We start from the raw sequence: 16,017 nt of genomic DNA, 5'->3' as shown, positions 1-16,017 counted from the left end.
CCTGGACAGCCGACCGGAGCCGAGGGATGTCAAAAGAACACAAACGCCTGAACCTTTCCGCCGCGCTGGCCTCTGTTTCGGTGGCGCTGTGTCTGGTGATTCTGAAGCTCTGGGCGCTTGGCCAGACCCAGTCGCTGTCGGTGGCGGCCTCGCTTGCCGACAGCGGTCTCGACCTTCTGGTTTCGGCCCTCGGGCTCGCCGCCGTCGCCTATGCGGCGCTGCCACCCGATCACGATCATGCCTTCGGGCATAGCTCTGCCGAGGATCTGTCCGCGCTTGGTCAGGGGCTGTTCCTGCTGGTCACGGCGCTTGCGCTTGCCACGGTCTCGATCGAACGTCTGCTGACGCCGACCCCGGTCACGCTCGCCGCCGAAGGTGCGGGCATCGTCGTGATGGTGGTGTCCATCCTGCTGACCGGTGCGCTGGTGCTGTGGCAGAGGCATGTGGCCCGGCGCACGGGCAACCGCGTCATCGCTGCGGATTCGCTGCATTATGTCGGCGACCTGCTGCCCAATATCGGGGCCATTGCCGCGCTCTGGATGTCCTCGCGATACGGGATAAGTTCGCTGGACACGATTGTCGGTCTGCTCGCGGCCCTGGTTCTGTTCATCGGCGCGCTGCGCATCGGCATCGGCGCATGGCACGCCCTGATGGACCACCGTGCCGATCCCGACCTGATCGCAGGAATCGAGACGATCATCTCTGCACATCCGGGGATCAGGGGCTTTCACGACATGCGCACCCGCACCGCCGGGAGCCGTACCTTCGTGGACTTTCACATCGAACTCGACGGACAGCTTTCGCTGAACCGGGCCCATGCAATCGGTGCGGATCTGCGCCGGCGAATCATCGACACGTATCCGCAAACCGATATCCTGATCCACAAGGATCCCTACCCGGAGGGCGAGGCCTGATCTACGGAGTGGCAAACATGCTCCCTGATCGGATACAAGTGGCTGTATAATCACCGCAAAGATCAGACCTATATGCAAACCAAACCCGACTCCGACGTAAAGAACACGAACGGCCGCGCCCTGCGCGGCCGTCTGGCACGCGTGGTCGTCAGAATCCGCAGGCGCGTACCGCCGGGATTGCGCCTGGTGCTCGGTCTTCTGCTGATCCTCGGCGGGGTGTTCGGGTTCCTTCCGGTGCTGGGCTACTGGATGATCCCGTTGGGCGTCATGGTGGCCGCGCTGGACGTCAAGCCGCTGCTGCGCTGGTTTCGTGGCGATCACAGGGGTTAGATCGTTTCGCGCTTGGCCGTCTTTCCCGTGGCCATGGCGAGCAACGTCTTACCGGATCATTTCAGCTGGCTGTCCTTGCTGCCCCGCCGGTTGATCCCGCCCCGCGCCTTGTAGGCGCTGTCGCGTTCCTGCATGCAATCAATGCACAGCTTCACGCCGGGGATCGCCTTGCGCCGCGCCTCCGGGATCGGTTCGTCGCATTCCGCGCAATGTGTCAGGCTTTCGCCCTCCGGTGCGCGCCGCGCCTTGAGCCGGGCCAGTTCATCGGAAATCGAAGCCTCGATCTGCTCGCTCACCGCGCCATCGCGCGCCCATCCACCGGCCATCGCCTCTCTCCTTGCAGGTGCGGATAGGATATATGACGTCCGCGCCATTTCGGCTACCCGGTCTGTCATCGTCCGCCGACCGTGCAAACCGCCAACTGGCGCGGATCATCCACGCCCGCACCCCGAGTTGCCCCCGATCCTAGCGCAACGGCACCGATGCACCCAACCCCTTTGCCGCAAAGTCACGATTGTCATTCTCCGGTCACCGGTTAGGCTCGGCTGCAAAACAACCCTGGGAGGCTCCATGCGACGTTTCGCAAAATGGCTGGGGCGGTTCCTGCTGCTCCTTCTGGTACTGGCGGGCGCGTTCTTTGTCTTTGCACCCGGCTATATCGAACGTGCGCGCAACGCCGTGGTGCCTCATGATCCCTACCCGGTCTCCCCGGCGGCGCAGGATCTGCATGACGACATGATCGTCGGAGACTGGCATGCCGATCCGCTGTTGTGGAATCGCGATCTCACCGAACGCGGAAGCTATGGGCAGGTCGATCTGCCCCGTCTGATCGAGGGCGGTGTCGCGCTACAGGTGTTTACCGCCGTCACCAAGAGTCCGGCGGGGCAGAACTATGAACAAAACTCGGCGGAAGCATTCGACAATATCACCCTGCTTGCCGTGGGACAGCTTTGGCCGCCGCGCACGTGGCAAAGCCTGCTGCAACGGGCCGTCTACCAGGCGGAGAAACTGCAGGGATTTGCCGACCAGGCCCCCGGCAGTCTCAGGATCATCAAGAGCCGCGCGGACCTTGACGCGGTGCTTTCGGAGCGCGCAAAGGGCGCAAGAACCGTGGGTGGCATTCTCGGGATCGAGGGCGCGCACCCGCTTGAAGGCAAGCTCGAAAATCTCGACATCCTCGAAGCCGCCGGGTATCGCCTCGTGGGGCTGCAACATTTCTTTGATAACGCGCTCGGCGGATCGCTGCATGGTCTGGGCAATCACGGGCTGACCGAATTTGGCCGGGCCGTGGTGAACGAGGTTGTGCAGCGCAACATGGTGCTCGATCTTGCCCATTCCAGCCCGCAGGTGGCCCGCGATGTTATTGCGATGACCGACATACCGCTTGTCGTCAGCCACTCGGGCATTCACGGGCATTGCGCGACCAAACGCAACTATCCGGACGATCTGATGCGGGACATCGCGGCAACCGGCGGGGTCATCGGCATCGGCTATTGGGCCGAGGTGGCCTGCGGCGACATAGCGCCGGACGGGGTGGCCCGCATGATCCGGGCGGCCATCGATACCGTGGGCGAAGACCATGTGTCGCTGGGTTCGGATTTCGACGGATCGGTCGAAACGGCCTTTGACACGTCGGAATTGCCCGCTCTCACCCAGGCGTTGCTGGATCAGGGCCTGACCGACACGCAGATCCGCAAGGTCATGGGCGAAAACATGGTACGGGTTCTGCGCGCACGGCTGAACTGAACAGGCGGGCGGTCCGTGCGGACCCGGGCCGCACTCGCGGCAACCACGTCCAAAGCGGCGCATCATGAACGCGCGTCCGTTTTGCCGGCGCGCAACAAAAGACCTTGCGAGCGGACATTTCGACCGGTATCGAGCACGGGTCGGTTTTCGCAAGGAATGAAAAGGGAATCCGCCGCCATCTGGCGAAACGGAACTGCCCCCGCAACTGTAAGCGGCGAGTGAGCAGCGAGACATCCACTGTGGCTGGTCCATGGGAAGGTCGCTGTCCACCATGACCCGCCAGTCAGGAGACCTGCCGGCACATAACTGCAACGCGGCCCGGACGGGGTGTCCGGAGAGGTGTCGAATGAAGTCTTTTCCCGGATGGTTCCAGTGGATCATCACAGTCAGAACGAGCCCGGTTGCCATATGTGCGGCTGATTTCGTCAGCGACGGGCACGACATGTCTTTCCTGTCTTCGGGCGCATCATCAACCGGAGACCATACATGTTCATCAGAACCCTGACCGCAGGGAGCCTGGCGGCGGCCTGCCTCATTATGCCCGCGCGGGCCGAGACCACCTACCCCCTGACGCTCGCGAATTGCGGCGTCGAGGTCACCTTTGACGCCGCCCCCGCCAGCGTCGTGTCGGTCGGTCAGGCGGCCACCGAGATTCTCTATGCGCTCGGGCTTGGCGACAAGGTCACCGGAACATCGGTCTGGTTCACCGACGTGTTGCCGGAATACGCGGAACTGAACGCCGGGGTCGAACGTCTGGCCGATAACGACCCGAGCTTTGAAAGTGTCGTCGCCAAGCGCCCTGGCCTGGTTGCGGTGCAATATGAATGGCATGTCGGTCCGCAGGGTATCGTCGCCACGCGTGAACAATTCTCCGATCTCGGCATTCCGACCTACACGCTGCCCGCCGATTGCGTTGGCAAGGACAACTCGAAAGGGTCGGATGGCACGCGTCTGGAACTGTTCTCGATGGACAGCGTCTATCAGGGCATCCTCGAACTCGCCCGGATTTTCGATGTCGGTGACCGGGGCGAGGCGCTCGTCGCCGACCTGCGCGCCCGCGAGGAATCGGCGATCGCAAAGGCCCGCGGCCTCGGACTTGACGACGCTTCGGCGGTCTTCTGGTTCTCGTCTGCGGAAATGGACATCGATCCCTATGTCGCGGGCCAGGGCGGTGCGCCGGCCTATATGATGCAGGCGCTTGGATTGGCCAATGTCATAGAGAGCAACGAGGAATGGCCAACCGTCAGCTGGGAAACCATCGCCCGCGCCGATCCGACCGTAATCGTGGCCGCCCGCATGGAGCGCCGCCGCTTCGAGGCCGATGACATCGGGAAAAAACTGGAGTTCCTGCGCAGCGACCCGGTCGCCAGCCAGATGGAAGCCGTCAAAAATGACCGCATCCTGATCCTGGATGCACATGGCATGGATCCCTCGATCCGCAATATCGGCGCACTTGAAACCCTGGCCGACGCATTGGCCGAGTACGACCGGCAATGACCCATGCGGCCATTCCCGTGACACATGTCAAACCCGTTGCAATGTGGGGCGTGACGGGGATGGCCGTTCTGTTTGCCGCGATCTTTGCCGGCGTGATGATCGGCGAGACACCGCTGCCGCCGCGCATGGTGCTGGCGGTTTTTGCCAACCGGCTCTGGGATGCGGGCCATCTGGTCGATCCGATCGACGCGGGTATCATCTGGAGTTACCGCCTGCCCCGCACGCTGGTGGCGGCGGCCTGCGGTGCCGGGCTTGCGCTGTCCGGCGTTGTCTTGCAGGCGCTGGTGCGCAACGCACTCGCCGACCCGTACCTTCTCGGCGTGTCCGCAGGGGCCGGCACCGGGGCGGTCGCGGTGTCGATCCTCGGTCTGGGCGGCGGGCTCATCGGCATCTCCGCCGGAGCTTTTGGCGGTGCCGCGCTGGCCTTTCTGCTGGTTGCCGCGCTGGCGCGGGCGGCGGGCGGCGGCTCGGCACAGCTCATCCTGGCGGGCATTGCCGGTTCACAGCTTTTCAACGCGCTGACATCGTTCTTCATCGCCAAATCCGCCAATGCTGAACAGGCGCGCGGGATCATCTTCTGGCTGCTGGGCAATCTTTCGGGGGTGCGCTGGCCGGATGTCTCGCTCGCCCTGCCGGCCGCTGCGATCGGCTTGCTCGCCTGTTTCTGGTTTGCCCGTGCCATGGATGCGTTTTCATTTGGGACCTCATCGGCGGCATCGCTCGGCATCGCGGTGCGCCCTGTGCAAGCCGTGCTGATCGGCGCGACCACCCTGATGACCGCCATCATGGTCAGCATCGTCGGCTCCATCGGTTTTGTCGGCCTCGTTGTCCCGCACGCCATGCGCTTTATCGTCGGTCCCCGTCACGGTCGGCTGGTTCCGGCGTCGGCCCTGGCGGGTGCGGTGTTCCTGATCGCCGCAGATGTCGTCTCGCGCATCCTGATTCCCGGACAGGTCGTTCCCATCGGCGTTGTCACAGCACTTGTGGGCGCGCCCGGATTCGCCTTGATCCTCCTGCACAACCGGAGGCGACCATGAGGCTGGCGGCGCGGGATCTGGGCTGGACGACCGGCGGCAAACGCATAGTGGACGGCGTATCGCTCGATATCGAACCCGGCGAGACGCTTGGCCTCGTCGGACCGAACGGGTCGGGAAAATCGACGTTGATGCGGTTGCTTGCCGGGCTTGCACCGCGTCCAAAGGGGAGTGTGCAACTCGACGATGCGCCCATCGAGACCCTGACGCGGCGGCAGGTCGCGCAGCGGATCGCCTTTGTCGAGCAGATCGCCGATACGAGCGAGGCTTTGCGCGTGCGCGATGCGGTCGAACTCGGCCGCACACCGTGGTTGTCGGCGCTGGCGCCATTCGGCGCGCAGGATACACAAATCGTCGATGACGCGCTCGCCGCCGTCGACATGCTCGCAATGGCAGGGAACCGGTGGTCGACCCTCTCGGGCGGCGAGCGGCAGCGCGTTCACATCGCGCGTGCGCTGGCGCAACGTCCGCGCCTGCTGATGCTGGACGAGCCGACCAACCATCTCGACATCCACCACCAGCTGACCCTGCTGCGGCTGGTGTGCCGCCTGCCCGTCACTGTTGTCATGGCGTTGCACGACCTGAACCAGGCGATGTGCTGCGACCGGATCGGCGTGATGGATGGCGGGCGTCTTGTCGCCTGCGGACCGCCCGCCGAGGTCCTGACCCCGCAACGCCTTGCCGTGATCTTCCGGGTGCAGGCCACACCGCTACATGATCCCGTGGACGAAACGACACAGTTTCGGTTCCGATGCCTTGAGAACGACATATGACCCCGCTTCACGCCGCTTTTGCAATCTGCATCCTTACAACTTCCGCGCGCGCCGAAACCCACGACGTGAAAATGTTCACGCGTTCGGAGCGCGGTCCGATGATCTACGAGCCGGACGTCCTGGCCATCGCGCCGGGTGACAGCGTGCGTTTCCTACCGACGCAACCCGGCCACAACGCCGCGACCATCGACGGGATGATTCCCGCAGCGGCCACGCCCTTCAAGAGCCAGGTCAACGAGGATTTCACCGTCACACTGACCGAGCCGGGGCTCTACGGCATCAAATGCAGCCCGCATTACGCCATGGGAATGGTCATGCTGATCGAGGTCGGTGGACAAACCGACAGGATTCTGCCCGACGATCTGCCCGACCGCGCCCGGCAGCGGTTCGAGACCATCCTCGAAGCGCAATAGACGCGCAAAGAAAAGGCAGCGTCCCGTTCAGGACGCTGCCAATTTTCACATACGTACCGGTCAGCCCGGTCAGGCAGTCGCCAGCATTCCCTTTTCGCGGGCGAGTTCACGCATTCTCTTTTGCAGTTTCTCGAATGCGCGCACCTCGATCTGGCGGATGCGTTCGCGGCTCACGTCATACTGTCCGCTGAGGTCTTCCAGCGTCACCACCTGATCGGACAGGCGGCGCTGGGTCAGGATATCGCGCTCACGATCATTCAGCACATCCATCGCCTGCGCCAGCAATTCACGCCGCGCTTCCAGCTCGTCACGCGCTTCGTAATCGCCCGCCTGATCGGCGTCTTCATCCTCGAGCCAATCCTGCCATTGCATCGTCCCCTCGCCTTCCGAGCCGACCGTGGCATTGAGCGAGGCATCGCCACCGGACATCCGGCGGTTCATGCTGATCACCTCGTCTTCGGTAACACCCAGATCCGTGGCGATCTGCTTCACATTGTCCGGATGCAGGTCGCCGTCTTCCAGCGCGCCGATCTTGGCTTTGGCCTTGCGCAGGTTGAAGAACAGTTTCTTCTGCGCCGAGGTCGTGCCCAGCTTGACCAGCGACCATGAGCGCAGGATGTATTCCTGAATGCTCGCGCGGATCCACCACATGGCATAGGTCGCCAGCCGGAACCCTTTTTCCGGGTCAAAACGCTTGACCGCCTGCATCAGACCGACATTGGCTTCTGAAATCACCTCGGCCTGAGGCAGGCCATAGCCGCGATAGCCCATGGCGATCTTGGCCGCCAGCCGCAGGTGGCTGGTGACCATCTTGTGGGCGGCTTCGGTATCCTGCTCCTCGACCCATCGTTTTGCCAGCATGTATTCTTCTTCCGGCTCAAGCAGAGGGAACTTGCGGATTTCCTGCATATACCGGTTCAGACCGCCCTCGGGCGTCGGTGCCGGCAAATTTGCATAGTTGGCCATTCTGATGTCCCTTAATGTTTATTGTCTTAACATGAATATGGTGTGTCTGATGCACCATTCAAGTGAGATCGCTAACACAATGCCCTGAAACAGCGGCTAGTTTGAGGGGGAAAAGAGTGCATTCACGCGCATGTGCAGTTCATGACAGCGCAAATGAAACAAATCGCGTAGAAGCAGCTATAAAAAGGGTCCCGGTCGTGAAATCGCGGTCACATCCGGTAACAATGCGTGAAACGGAACGGCCCGTTATCCGGGTGGCAGGCGCAAGGCTTCGATCAACGCGGTCATGTCATCGGGCATGTCGCATTCGAACCGGACCGCAGCCCCCGTCACCGGATGAACAAAGCCCAACACCGCCGCGTGCAAGGCCTGGCGCGGAAATTCGCGGACCGCATCGGCGGCCGGACCGGCGATCGCCCGCCCCGGCAGCTTGCGCCGCCCGCCATAAACCGGATCGCCGATCAACCCGTGCCCGGCATGCGCCATATGCACCCGGATCTGGTGGGTACGCCCGGTTTCCAGCCAGCATTCCACCAGCGCCGCGACCGGCGGAGCGCCGAACGGCTCGACGATCCTGACGCGTGTCACCGCATGCCGCCCGCCCTGAAAGAGAACCGCCTGTTTCTGCCGGTCGGTTTTGTGCCGGGCCAGTTGCGTGGTCAGGCGCAGGATATTGCCCGGTTCGAACGCCGCCCCCCGTACCCCGCGCAAGCGCGGATCATTGGCATCGGGCACACCGTAACACAGCGCCCGATAGTAACGTTCGACACTGTGCGCCTCGAACTGTGCGGCCAGCCCGTGATGCGCAACATCGGATTTCGCCACCACGAGCAAACCGCTGGTGTCCTTGTCGATCCGGTGCACGATCCCCGGCCGCCGGACACCACCAACGCCCGACAGGTCATCGCCGCAATGATGCAGCAGCGCGTTGACCAGCGTGCCCGAAGGCGTCCCCGGCGCGGGGTGAACAACCATGCCCGCCGGCTTGTTTATCACCACGAGGTCATCGTCTTCGTGCACGATATCCAGCGCGATGGCCTCGGAGCCGATGTGGCTCTCTTCGGCCGACTGCACCGTCAGCACCACCCCGGCCCCCTCTTCGACGCGTGCCTTGGCATCGGTCTGCACCACGCCGTCGACCGACACCGCCCCGTCCGCGATCATCCGGGCAAGCCGCGTACGCGACAACGCCGCGTCGGCTGGTACATCTCGCGAAAGCGCCTTATCAAGGCGCGGCGGCGGATCCGCCGCGATGGAAAACCTGATTTGACGCGTGCCCATGACTGATCCTTCCGAACCGGTCGAAGAACCGGCCAACCTGCGTTTCCTGCGTCGGCTCGTAACGGTGCTGACTGCGGTGATGATTGGCGGGCTTTTAGTGATCGTTTCGCTGATTGTCATCCGTTTCTCGTCAGACCGCACACCCGCGGCGATCCCATTGCCCGATCACATCACCCTGCCCGACGGCACGCGGGCCGAGGCGTTCACGGTGACCGCCGACTGGTACGCGGTGATCACCGGCGATGAGCGCGTGCTGATCTATGACCGCGCGAGCGGTGATTTGCGCAAGACCATCGACCTGCGGACCACCGAGTGAGCAAGGACCAACGCCGTGCCGCTGCGCTTTGCCAATCTCGCCCTGCTGATCCTCTACCCCGTGGCGTGGTTTGCGCCGCTGTTGCGCGCCGGGCTGCTGCCGCTGTTCGGTCTGAGCGAGATCTCGGTCATGACAGGCCTGCAGAGTCTTTGGGACAGCGACATCGTACTGGCGCTGCTGGTGACCTTCCTCGCGATCTTTGCGCCCTACCTCAAGACCATCGGGCTTGCTCTGATCCATTTCGGCCTGATGCGGCGCAAGGTGCTGCCAGCCTTTGATGTGCTTGGCAAACTGGCCATGGCCGACATATTCCTGATCGCGCTCTACGTGGTGGTCGTCAAAGGCATCGGGCTGGCCACCGTCGAGACTGCATGGGGTCTCTATCTCTTTTCCGGCTGCGTGCTGGCCTCGATCGCGATTAGCCATTTGACCGCCAAGCGCTGAGGGGCCATGAAAGCGGCATGGCAAAAACCAATTCCTTTACCTGTTCGTCCTGCGGCGCGTCGTTTTCGAAATGGTCCGGGCGATGCGAAGCCTGCGGCGACTGGAACACCATTGTCCAGGAAGTCCCCCTGTCCGCCGGTCCCGCATCGAAATCCCTCGGCGCGAAACGTGGAAGCGCCGTCAGGCTGACCGATCTTTCGACCGAGGAAACACCGCCCCCCCGCACGCTATCGGGTGTCACGGAACTGGATCGCGTTCTCGGCGGCGGTCTTGTTCCGGCCTCTGCGTTGCTGGTGGGGGGCGACCCGGGTATCGGCAAATCGACATTGCTCCTTCAGGCGGCGGCGCGTTTTGCCCGGAACGGGTTGAAAACCGTCTATGTCAGTGGCGAAGAGGCCAGCGCACAGGTGCGCATGCGCGCCCAGCGGCTGGGCTTGGCGGATGCGCCGGTCAAGCTCGCCGCGGAAACCAACCTGCGCGATATCCTGACCACCCTGGAAGCCGAGAAGCCCGAGCTTGCAATCATCGATTCGATCCAGACCATGTGGGCCGACAATGTCGACAGCGCGCCCGGCTCTGTCAGCCAGGTGCGCGCCGCAGCCCATGAACTGACCACCTTTGCCAAGCGGCGCAATGTCTCGGTGATCCTGGTCGGCCATGTCACCAAGGAGGGGCAGATCGCCGGCCCGCGCGTGGTCGAGCACATGGTGGATACGGTGCTCTACTTCGAGGGCGAGCGCGGCCACCAGTTCCGCATCCTGCGCGCGGTCAAGAACCGGTTCGGTCCCGCCGATGAGATCGGCGTGTTCGAGATGACCGGCCGGGGTCTTGCCGAAGTCACCAACCCCTCGGCCCTGTTTCTCAGCGAGCGGGGCCAGCCGACGCCCGGCTCTGCCGTCTTTGCCGGAATCGAGGGCACGCGACCGGTTCTGGTCGAGCTTCAGGCGTTGGTGGCCCCGTCGCCGCATTCGCAACCGCGCCGCACCGTCGTCGGTTGGGACGGCGGGCGGCTGGCGATGATTCTCGCGGTGCTCGAAGCACGGTGCGGCATTCCCTTTGCCGGGCTCGATGTCTATCTCAACGTTGCCGGCGGCATGAAGATCTCCGAACCTGCCGCGGATCTGGCAGTGGCCGCCGCCTTGCTGTCTGCTCGCGAGGATACCGCCCTGCCCGCCGATACGGTGGTTTTCGGGGAAATCAGCCTGTCCGGCGCATTGCGCCCGGCCCCTCAAACAGAAAACAGGTTGAAAGAGGCGCAAAAACTTGGTTTTACCGCCGCCATCGCTCCGGCAGGTGGCAAATCCGGCACAGTTTCCGGTCTTGCGCTGACGCGGGCGACCGATTTGACGGGATTTGTTGGCGAAGTGTTCGGGGCCGGGTAAGGTCTCGCTGCCGCAGCAGACAGCAACAGGACGGGCACAGACGAATGGACGGTTTTACCATTATCGACGGGCTCGTTGCCCTCATCATCGTTGTTTCGGCGCTATTGGCCTATTCGCGCGGTCTGGTGCGCGAAGCCATGGCGATCGCGGGCTGGATTGCTGCCGCGATCCTCGGGTTCCTGTTTGCCCCCAAGGTCGAACCGCTGATCAAGGAAATTCCGATGCTCGGCGAGTTCGTCGCCGACAGCTGCGAACTCAGCATGATTGCGGCCTTTGCCGCCGTATTTGCGGTTGCCCTGATCATCGTGTCTTTCTTCACACCGCTGTTTTCCTCGCTTGTTCAGCGCTCTGCACTGGGCGGGGTCGATCAGGGGCTCGGCTTTTTCTTTGGCGTGGCGCGCGGCATCCTGCTGATCGCCATCGCCTTCTTCGTCTACGACACCGTGATCACCGGACAGACATTCACGATGGTTGACGAAAGCCGCTCTGCACAGGTTTTTGCCAAGCTCACCGGCAGCATAGAAGAGCAGAATCCCGAACGGGCGCTAGGCTGGGTGACCCAGCAATACGAGAATCTCGTCGGATCGTGCAGCCAGTAACGATTCGTCCTGCTGAGACAGCACATCCGCCAGCACGCACAGGCCCTGGGTGCTGACCCTGCGTGCAACTCACGCCAGACGTGAAGAGACCCCGCTACGCACGATGCCGCAGTGCAGAGTTGCAACGGTTTCATGACAGCACGGGTGACATGGGCCGTCTCAGGCACTATGTCAGGGCCAGATACCGCAAACGGATTCGGAGCTGCCAGCTTTGTCGATGAATTCCATGCCACCCTCGCACCCATTCGATGACGACAAACTCCGTGAAGAATGCGGGATTTTCGGGGTCATCGGCGTGCAGGACGCCTCAACCTTCGTTGCCCTCGGATTGCACGCGCTCCAGCATCGCGGTCAGGAGGCCGGCGGCATCGTCAGCCACGATCCGCAGCTTGGATTCAACCAGGCCCGGCGGTTCGGCTATGTACGTGACAACTTCACCAGCCAGAAAATCATGGAAACCCTGCCCGGTCCGCTGTCGATCGGGCACGTGCGGTATTCGACGTCAGGGAGCAAGGGGCAGACCGCGATCCGCGACGTACAGCCGTTCTTTGGCGAATTCTCGATGGGCGGCGCGGCGATTGCGCATAACGGCAACATCACCAATGCCAATGCCCTGCGCCGCGAGCTGATCGACCGCGGCTCGATTTTCCAGAGTTCCTCTGACAGCGAATGCATCATTCACCTGATGGCCCGATCTCTGCAACGCAACATCCCCGAACGGATGGAAGACGCGCTGCGCCGTGTCGAGGGCGCGTTTTCGGTCGTCGCCATGACCCGGACCAAGCTGATCGGCGTGCGCGATCCGCTGGGCGTACGCCCCTTGGTTCTGGGCAAGATCGGCGATGGCTGGGCGTTGAGTTCGGAAAGCTGTGCGCTCGACATCATCGGTGCGGAATATGTCCGCGAGATCGAACCCGGCGAGATGGTCGTGATCAACGAGAACGGTGTCGAAAGCCGCTTTCCATTCCGGCCGCGCAAATCCCGGTTCTGTATTTTCGAACACGTGTATTTCAGCCGACCCGACAGCATTCTGGGTGGGCGCAGCGTCTATGAAACCCGCGAGAACATCGGTCGTGAACTGGCCAAGGAAAGCCCGGTGGACGCCGACCTCGTTTGTCCCGTGCCCGACAGCGGCACGCCTGCGGCGATCGGGTTTTCACTGCAAAGCGGCATCCCCTACGCGATGGGGATCATTCGCAATCAGTATATGGGGCGCACCTTTATCGAGCCGACCGAGCAGATCCGCAACATGGGTGTGCGCCTCAAGCTCAACGTCAACCGCGCCCTGATCAGGGACAAGCGTGTCATCCTCGTCGATGACAGCGTCGTGCGCGGCACCACCAGCCGCAAGATCAAGGAAATGATACTGGATGCGGGCGCCCGCGAGGTGCATTTCCGCATCGCTTCGCCGCCGACGGCCTGGCCCTGTTTCTACGGTGTCGACACGCCGCAGCGGGAAAAACTGCTGGCCGCAACCATGAGCGAAGAGGAAATGTGCGCGCATCTCGCCGTGGACAGCCTCAAGTTCATCTCGCTGGACGGGCTCTACCGCGCGGTTGGCGAAGCAAATGGCCGCAATGCCGCGACACCGCAATATTGCGATGCCTGCTTCTCGGGGGAATACCCGGTCGAGCCTGCCGACATGCTGGAACAGGGATTTCAGTTGAAGGCCGCCGCCGAATAACACCGAACCGGATTGGCGAGTCCCCGCCGATCCGCAGGGGCGTGTTCACCGCGCCCACTTTCGCCTGCCTCTGGCCCATGTTAGCCGCTGCGTCCGGGGGTGCTGCGGCGCAGCATACCTGACCAACCGGTCCATGAGGCATTTATGACAAGCAGCAACGAGGCGGGGAAAACGCCTGAACGTGTGGCAAGGATCGCCACCACAGATCGCGCACTTGCGCGGGGCAAGACCGACCTGATCGGCCTTTTTGGCCCGCGCAACAACATGTCCGCACTGATCCGCACGTCCAGGGGGGCCATCAAGCGTGTCGAAGTGGGTGAAACGCTCAGCATCGGGCGCATCATCGCCATAGACGAGACAGGCGTCATCTTGTCAAAGAACGGCCAGAACCGACGCCTGACCCTGCCCGCAGGCTGATCCGGGCTTGACCGCCGCGTTTTCCCGGTTCAAAGCGCGCGCATGACACAGATAGCATTGATCACAGGCGCCTCGCGCGGGCTGGGCGCCGCGCTGGCGCAGGCGCTGGCCCCGACACACCATATCGTGGCCGTCGCCCGCACCACCGGCGCATTGGAAGAGCTCGACGATCACATCCAGGCCGCGGGCGGCAGCGCCACGCTGGCCCCGATGGACATCACCGACACCGCAGCCATGCAAACCCTGTGCCGTGGAATCTATGACCGGTGGGGCAGGCTCGACATGTGGCTGCACACGGCCATCCACGCCGCCCCGCTCAGCCCGGCCAGTTTCGTCGACGCCAAGGATTGGGACAAATCCGTCGCGGTGAATGCCACGGCGACCTCTACGCTGATCGGCTATGTTGCCCCCCTTCTCGGAAGCGAAGGGAGGGCGGTGTTCTTCGACGATGACCGGGCGGGCGAGAAGTTCTTTGGCGCCTATGGGGCGACCAAGGCCGCACAGATGGCGCTCGCCCGCAGTTGGGCGGCGGAAACCGTCAAGACCGGCCCCAGGGTTCGGATCCTGTCGCCCCGACCGATGCCCACAGCCGTCAGGGCCCGCTTCTTCCCCGGGGAGCCGCGCGCCCCCCTGAACGCGCCGGCATCCGAGGCGTCACGGCTGCTGGCCGAGTTGTGAGCGCAGCGATCTTGCCGCAGCCCGGCATTATCGTGGCGCAAACGGCGGCGCTCGCTTGCCGCGTGACAACACGGCCACTATCAAGAGCGTGGAGGGACAGGCACATATGCGTATTCTGATCACCAACGACGACGGCATCAACGCGCCGGGCCTCGAGGTTCTGAGCGCCATCGCGGCGGATCTGGCCGGGCCGGACGGAGAGGTCTGGACCGTGGCACCGGCCTTCGAACAATCCGGCGTCGCCCATTGCATCAGCTATACGCATCCGATGATGATCGCGCAGATGGGCGACCGTCGCTTTGCCGCCGAGGGCAGCCCGGCCGATTGCGTGATGGCGGGCCTGCACGAGGTCATGAAAGACACCCGTCCCGACCTCGTGCTGTCGGGGGTGAACCGGGGCAACAACTCGGCAGAGAACGCGCTCTATTCCGGCACGCTGGGTGGCGCGATGGAGGCGGCCCTGCAAGGGCTGCCGGCAATCGCACTGTCGCAATATTACGGCCCGCGCAACAGCGATCTCGACAATCCGTTCGACGCGGCAGCCGTGCATGGCGCGGATGTGGTACGCAGGATCCTCGCCGCGAACCCGGATCAGGGTGACGATTACCGCCTGTTCTTCAACGTGAATTTCCCGCCCGTCCCGGCCCGCGAGGTCCTGGGCACGCGGGTCACGACCCAGGGCTATCGCCGCGGTGTGCATTTCGGGGTCGAGCCGCATAATGCGCCATCCGGGCGCCGCTTCTTGTGGATCAAGGGCGGCAATCAGCAGGTGCGCACCGAACCGGGGTCGGACGCCCATGCGAACCTGGATGGCTATGTCTCGGTCACGCCGATGCGCGCCGATCTGACCGCCCATGATGCACTGGAGGCGCTGAAAGCCATCGAATGACCGGTCCGGAACCCGAAACCAAGATGCAGTTCCTGTTTGCCCTGCGCTCGCGCGGGGTGACCGACAAGCGCGTGTTGCAAGCCATGGAAGAGATCGACCGTGGCGTGTTCGTGCGTGGCCTCTTTGCCAACCGGGCCTATGATGACATGCCGCTGCCCATTGCCTGCGGACAAACGATCAGCCAGCCGTCGGTGGTCGGGCTGATGACACAGGCGCTGCAACTCAGCCCGCGGGACAAGGTGCTCGAGGTCGGCACCGGGTCGGGATACCAGGCGGCGATCCTGTCGCGGCTGGTGCGTCGGGTCTATACCGTGGACCGTCACGCCCGGCTGGTCCGCGAAGCCAACGAAGCATTTTCCGCCCTGAACCTGAGCAACATCACCGCGATGACGGCGGACGGGTCCTTTGGCCTGCCCGAACAGGCCCCGTTTGACCGCATCATCGTGACCGCCGCCGCCGAAGACCCCCCCGGCCCGCTCTTGGCCCAGCTCAAGATCGACGGTATCATGGTGGTGCCGGTGGGCCAGTCGGACGCGGTTCAGACGCTGATCCGCGTTCTGCGCACCAGCACCGGCTATGAATACGAAGAAATCAGACCCGTCCGCTTCGTGCCTCTGCTTGAAGGTCTCGGCAAGGACGGATGAACAGGAAGAG

General features: G+C 63.4%; 19 protein-coding genes and 1 riboswitch. Of the genes, 16 read left to right on the top strand and 3 right to left on the bottom strand.

The window, feature by feature from the left end:
* The first annotated feature begins 26 nt into the window (after positions 1–26).
* Together AB9K34_RS20020 and AB9K34_RS20015 are read left to right on the top strand one after the other, a co-directional pair.
* Positions 27–914, top strand: a complete 888-nt coding sequence (locus AB9K34_RS20020) for a cation diffusion facilitator family transporter (RefSeq protein WP_369956264.1) — start codon at positions 27–29, stop codon at positions 912–914.
* 72 nt (positions 915–986) lie between these two features.
* The gene (locus AB9K34_RS20015) at positions 987–1,244 is read left to right on the top strand and encodes a hypothetical protein (RefSeq protein WP_369956263.1); all 258 of its coding nucleotides are present in this window, start codon (positions 987–989) and stop codon (positions 1,242–1,244) included.
* Between the two features lie 56 nt (positions 1,245–1,300).
* Here the strand turns inward: AB9K34_RS20015 and AB9K34_RS20010 are convergent, their stop codons facing one another.
* Positions 1,301–1,570 (bottom strand): DksA/TraR family C4-type zinc finger protein, encoded by a 270-nt coding sequence (locus tag AB9K34_RS20010; protein ID WP_369956262.1) that lies wholly within the window; start codon positions 1,568–1,570, stop codon positions 1,301–1,303.
* 244 nt (positions 1,571–1,814) lie between these two features.
* Here AB9K34_RS20010 and AB9K34_RS20005 point away from each other — a divergent pair, with 244 nt between their 5' ends.
* From AB9K34_RS20005 to AB9K34_RS19985, 5 genes are all read left to right on the top strand, one after another.
* Entirely contained in the window at positions 1,815–2,990 is a 1,176-nt protein-coding gene (locus tag AB9K34_RS20005) for a dipeptidase (RefSeq protein ID WP_369956261.1), read from the top strand.
* Positions 2,991–3,114: 124 nt separating this feature from the next.
* Positions 3,115–3,305, top strand: a riboswitch (cobalamin riboswitch).
* 171 nt (positions 3,306–3,476) lie between these two features.
* Entirely contained in the window at positions 3,477–4,487 is a 1,011-nt protein-coding gene (locus tag AB9K34_RS20000; protein ID WP_369956260.1) for an ABC transporter substrate-binding protein, read from the top strand.
* 41 nt (positions 4,488–4,528) lie between these two features.
* The gene (locus tag AB9K34_RS19995) at positions 4,529–5,524 is read left to right on the top strand and encodes a FecCD family ABC transporter permease (protein ID WP_369956498.1); all 996 of its coding nucleotides are present in this window, start codon (positions 4,529–4,531) and stop codon (positions 5,522–5,524) included.
* A complete protein-coding gene (locus AB9K34_RS19990; RefSeq protein WP_369956259.1) occupies positions 5,521–6,294 on the top strand; it encodes an ABC transporter ATP-binding protein in 774 nt (257 codons plus the stop codon). Before AB9K34_RS19995 ends, AB9K34_RS19990 begins: the two co-directional genes overlap by 4 nt.
* On the top strand, positions 6,291–6,707 hold the full coding sequence (locus AB9K34_RS19985; protein ID WP_369956258.1) for a pseudoazurin: 417 nt from the start codon (positions 6,291–6,293) through the stop codon (positions 6,705–6,707). Before AB9K34_RS19990 ends, AB9K34_RS19985 begins: the two co-directional genes overlap by 4 nt.
* 69 nt (positions 6,708–6,776) lie before the next feature.
* Here AB9K34_RS19985 and rpoH read toward each other — a convergent pair whose 3' ends face one another.
* Entirely contained in the window at positions 6,777–7,673 is an 897-nt protein-coding gene (rpoH, locus tag AB9K34_RS19980; RefSeq protein WP_369956257.1) for an RNA polymerase sigma factor RpoH, read from the bottom strand.
* A 246-nt stretch (positions 7,674–7,919) separates the two neighbouring features.
* The gene (locus tag AB9K34_RS19975; protein ID WP_369956256.1) at positions 7,920–8,954 is read right to left on the bottom strand and encodes an RluA family pseudouridine synthase; all 1,035 of its coding nucleotides are present in this window, start codon (positions 8,952–8,954) and stop codon (positions 7,920–7,922) included.
* Here AB9K34_RS19975 and AB9K34_RS19970 point away from each other — a divergent pair.
* The 9 genes from AB9K34_RS19970 to AB9K34_RS19930 all read left to right on the top strand — a co-directional run bounded on the left by AB9K34_RS19970 (position 8,953) and on the right by AB9K34_RS19930 (position 16,007).
* Positions 8,953–9,270: a DUF6476 family protein gene (locus AB9K34_RS19970; RefSeq protein WP_369956255.1), complete on the top strand. Its 318-nt coding sequence runs from the start codon at positions 8,953–8,955 to the stop codon at positions 9,268–9,270. The two genes, AB9K34_RS19975 and AB9K34_RS19970, sit on opposite strands and share 2 nt — an antisense overlap.
* A 15-nt stretch (positions 9,271–9,285) precedes the next feature.
* Entirely contained in the window at positions 9,286–9,714 is a 429-nt protein-coding gene (locus AB9K34_RS19965) for a paraquat-inducible protein A (RefSeq protein WP_369956254.1), read from the top strand.
* A 17-nt stretch (positions 9,715–9,731) separates the two neighbouring features.
* Positions 9,732–11,096: a DNA repair protein RadA gene (gene radA, locus AB9K34_RS19960; RefSeq protein WP_369956252.1), complete on the top strand. Its 1,365-nt coding sequence runs from the start codon at positions 9,732–9,734 to the stop codon at positions 11,094–11,096.
* Positions 11,097–11,140: 44 nt separating this feature from the next.
* Positions 11,141–11,695, top strand: a complete 555-nt coding sequence (locus AB9K34_RS19955; protein ID WP_369956250.1) for a CvpA family protein — start codon at positions 11,141–11,143, stop codon at positions 11,693–11,695.
* Between the two features lie 226 nt (positions 11,696–11,921).
* Positions 11,922–13,379 (top strand): amidophosphoribosyltransferase, encoded by a 1,458-nt coding sequence (gene purF, locus AB9K34_RS19950; protein ID WP_369956248.1) that lies wholly within the window; start codon positions 11,922–11,924, stop codon positions 13,377–13,379.
* Between the two features lie 144 nt (positions 13,380–13,523).
* Complete coding sequence (locus tag AB9K34_RS19945; RefSeq protein WP_369956247.1) at positions 13,524–13,796, top strand: hypothetical protein; 273 nt, start codon at positions 13,524–13,526, stop codon at positions 13,794–13,796.
* Positions 13,797–13,838: 42 nt separating this feature from the next.
* Positions 13,839–14,474: an SDR family NAD(P)-dependent oxidoreductase gene (locus AB9K34_RS19940; protein ID WP_369956246.1), complete on the top strand. Its 636-nt coding sequence runs from the start codon at positions 13,839–13,841 to the stop codon at positions 14,472–14,474.
* Between the two features lie 106 nt (positions 14,475–14,580).
* Positions 14,581–15,363, top strand: coding sequence for a 5'/3'-nucleotidase SurE (surE, locus tag AB9K34_RS19935; RefSeq protein WP_369956245.1), 783 nt, complete (start codon positions 14,581–14,583; stop codon positions 15,361–15,363).
* Positions 15,360–16,007: a protein-L-isoaspartate(D-aspartate) O-methyltransferase gene (locus AB9K34_RS19930; protein WP_369956244.1), complete on the top strand. Its 648-nt coding sequence runs from the start codon at positions 15,360–15,362 to the stop codon at positions 16,005–16,007. Before surE ends, AB9K34_RS19930 begins: the two co-directional genes overlap by 4 nt.
* Positions 16,008–16,017: the final 10 nt, after the last annotated feature.

This window comes from Sedimentitalea sp. XS_ASV28, from assembly GCF_041224545.1.
Lineage (GTDB): Bacteria > Pseudomonadota > Alphaproteobacteria > Rhodobacterales > Rhodobacteraceae > Sedimentitalea.
The sequence above is the reverse complement of the archived record's forward strand: the minus strand, read 5'-3'. Positions and strand labels throughout refer to the sequence as shown.